3 protein-coding genes are annotated in these 1,944 nt (G+C 67.6%); 2 read left to right on the plus strand and 1 reads right to left on the minus strand.

The window, feature by feature from the left end:
- The first annotated feature begins 248 nt into the window (after positions 1–248).
- Positions 249–644: a DUF934 domain-containing protein gene (locus tag VF643_RS07735; protein ID WP_331042805.1), complete on the plus strand. Its 396-nt coding sequence runs from the start codon at positions 249–251 to the stop codon at positions 642–644.
- Positions 637–1,395: a phosphoadenylyl-sulfate reductase gene (locus VF643_RS07740; RefSeq protein WP_331042806.1), complete on the plus strand. Its 759-nt coding sequence runs from the start codon at positions 637–639 to the stop codon at positions 1,393–1,395. Before VF643_RS07735 ends, VF643_RS07740 begins: the two co-directional genes overlap by 8 nt.
- 396 nt (positions 1,396–1,791) lie before the next feature.
- On the opposite strand, the gene VF643_RS07745 is transcribed toward VF643_RS07740, so the two are convergent.
- Positions 1,792–1,944, minus strand: a 153-nt coding sequence (locus tag VF643_RS07745) for a DnaB-like helicase C-terminal domain-containing protein (RefSeq protein WP_331042807.1), incomplete at its 5' end; no start/stop codon positions are given.

Below are 1,944 nucleotides of genomic sequence, written 5' to 3' on the forward strand. Positions count from 1 at the left end.
CGAACGTGTCACCGACAAATATCTCGTCGTCCGCGAAGAGGGCGAGCGCTTCCTCGACACCTATCGCCGGGTCGGCATGGAAACCTTCAAGGAAGCGATTTATGGCTGATCCCATTTCTCCCCTCCCGCTTGCGGGAGGGGTCGGGGGAGGGCCTGTCTCTCTCACCGACGTTGCGGCTTCGGACACGCCCTCCCGTAGCCCCTCCCGCGAGCGGGAGGGGGATATTCTCCGCTTTCGCGACGACGAGGTGCATGACGAACCCGCGGTGACGCTCGACGCGTTTCTCGAGGGTCAGACCAACGCCACCGCGGTCCGGCTGGAGGCCGGCGACGATGCGCGCGCGCTGTTGCCGCATCTCGGCCAACTCGGTCTGGTCGAGGTCAGCTTCCCGTCGTTCCGCGACGGCCGCGGCTATTCGGCGGCGCGGGTGCTGCGCGAGGCGGGCTATGCCGGCGAACTGCGTGCCGCGGGCGACGTGCTGGTCGATCAGGTGCCGTTGATGCGGCGCTGCGGGTTCGACAGTTTCGCGCCAGAAGCACCGATCGATCCCGCGGTGCTCCAGCGCAGCCTTGACCGCTACGAGCATCATTATCAGCCCGCCGCCGATGCCGTGGTGCCGGTGTGGAAGCTGCGGCATGGGTGAAGCCGCGCGCCAGCTCGACATGATCGACGTCGCGCCGGCGTTCACCGCGGCCGACGCCGCGGCTTTCGAGGCGCGCTATGCGGGCGTAGAGGCACCGGCGTTGCTGCGCCTGTTGCTGACCGGAGACCTGGCGGGGCGGATCGCTGCGGTGTCGTCCTACGGCGCCGAGTCCGCCGTGTTGCTGCACATGGTCGCGACGATCGATCGCGACGTTCCGGTGATCTTCACCAACACCCAGAAGATGTTCGGCGAGACGCTCGCCTATCGCGACGAACTGTCCGAGCGGCTGGGGCTGACCGACCTGCGGGTATTCCGCCCCGATCCGCGGCGCCTCGCGGCCAAGGATGCGACGGGCTTGCGCTGGTCCTACGATCCCGACGGCTGCTGCGACCTGCGCAAGGTCGAGCCGCTACGCCGTGCGCTGGCGCCGTTCGACGCGTGGATATCGGGCCGCAAGGGGTTCCAGTCGGGCACCCGCCTCGCACTGCCGCGGTTCGAGGTCGACGAAGGCCGGCTCAAGATCAACCCGCTGGCTGATTGGACCAAGAGCCGGCTCGACGCCTATTTCGCCGCGCACGAACTGCCGCGCCACCCGCTTGAGGCGGCAGGCTATCTTTCGATCGGTTGCGCGCCCTGCACCTCGCGGGTCCAGCCCGGCGAAGACCCCCGCGCCGGCCGCTGGCGGGGCTGGGACAAGGTCGAGTGCGGGATTCACCAGCCCACCCAGCCCGGCGAGGATCCGATCTTCTGATCGTCCGGCGCCTGCCCTCCGCAGACGCCACCGGACAGTCAGAAGCGGTAGCCGATCCCGAATTGCAGGATCGGATAGATCTTCACCTTGTCGACATCATCCTGCAGGTCGCGCCGCTCGCGCTCCAGCGCGGCATTAAACTGCGCGCTGGTTCGCAGAGCGCCGCGGCGTAGGGATCGAGACGATCCGTACCCAGCTGAAGTCCATCTTCCACAAGACCGGCACGCACCGCCAAGCCGAACTGGTCCTCGCCCTCGCGCCTTATCGGTGAGCTGATGCGGGGCGCGGGTCGCTGGCTTGTGCTCCCGCGGAGGCGGGAGCCCAGTACTGGGTCCCCGCCTTCGCGGGGACACATGGGACGAGGGAGTTCGGCAGGATGAGGAGGGCCGACATCCCCTACTCCGCCAGATCAGAGAACTTCGTATAGGTCGGATCGAACCGCATCCGCACCTTGCCGGTCGCGCCGTGGCGTTGTTTGGCGACGATCAGCTCGGCGAGGCCGTAGACCCGTTCCATCTCCGCCATCCAGGCATTGTGATCCTCGTGCAC

Origin of the sequence: Sphingomonas sp. (assembly GCF_036387595.1) — a bacterium.
Taxonomy (GTDB): Bacteria; Pseudomonadota; Alphaproteobacteria; order Sphingomonadales; family Sphingomonadaceae; genus Sphingomonas.